This is a genomic window from Pseudomonas sp. GM24 (assembly GCF_000282235.1).
In the GTDB taxonomy this organism is placed as follows: domain Bacteria; phylum Pseudomonadota; class Gammaproteobacteria; order Pseudomonadales; family Pseudomonadaceae; genus Aquipseudomonas.
In genome coordinates this window covers 1-959 of record NZ_AKJR01000380.1, presented here as the reverse complement: position 1 = coordinate 959, position 959 = coordinate 1, and the positions used below count along the sequence as shown (strand labels likewise).

The window sequence follows — 959 nt, the reverse complement described above, 5'->3', positions numbered from 1 at the left end:
AGCAAATCTTTCAAGTCGGCGTAAATCTCGAATATCCCCCAATCGGTCCCCTCTACCTCTGGGAGAGGGCTAGGGTGAGGGCAAGCAGTCTCAAGATTCAGGAAAGCTCAGTGCCGAGCACGACACTGAGCGCACTACGCGCATCATCCAGCTGCACCAACGTCGCATGCCGAGCACCCAGGGCATCACGATTTTCAATGGCGGTCAAAATCGCCTTATGCCGAGGCAATGCCAATTCATGCAGATTCGGCCGCTGATTCGAATGCTTCAACGCCTCGGCAATCGCCACCGACAACATATTGCACAGGTTCGCCAGCAAATCATTGTGCGTCGCATCAGCAATCCGGCTATGAAAATCCAGATCCGGTTGCAACAAAGCCTCCGGCGTCGGCGCCGCTTCCATGCGCTGATACGCCTCGCCAATCGCGGCAATATCAGCCTCGGTCGCATGTTGAGCGGCGAGGGCGGCAGCCGCCGGTTCGATAATGCTGCGCACACTGGTCAGCACATTGAAGAATTCATTTTGCGGGCTGCTTTGCATCAGCCAATGCAGTACATCGGGATCGAGCATGTGCCACTCGCGGCGCGCTTTGACCACCGTGCCCACGCGTGGCTTGGAATACACCAGACCTTTGGCTACCAGCACCCGCGTCGCTTCACGCAATACCGGCCGGCTGACCGCGTACTCCTCGCAGAGCAAGGCTTCGGCGGGCAGTTTGTCGTCGGGCAAAAAGCGTCCGGAGACGATCTGCATGCCCAGTTCCTGGACGATGCGCGAGTGCATGCTTTTACGGTCGGAGGGTTTGCGGTAATCCATGGGGAGTGGCGCGATCCTGAGCGATGGAGATGCCGCGCATCATAGCAGGCACCAGACAATCTTGAGGCGGGTAATGATCGTTCCCACGCGGAGCGTGGGAACGATCAAATGCATTCCAATGTAGGAGCTGCCGAAGGCTGCG

The 959-nt window shown here is 58.0% G+C and carries 1 protein-coding gene; it reads right to left on the bottom strand.

The window, feature by feature from the left end; all coding sequences use genetic code 11:
• Nucleotides 1-97: 97 nt before the first annotated feature.
• Nucleotides 98-817: a FadR/GntR family transcriptional regulator gene (locus PMI23_RS28510; RefSeq protein ID WP_007917986.1), complete on the bottom strand. Its 720-nt coding sequence runs from the start codon at nucleotides 815-817 to the stop codon at nucleotides 98-100.
• Nucleotides 818-959 lie beyond the last annotated feature (142 nt).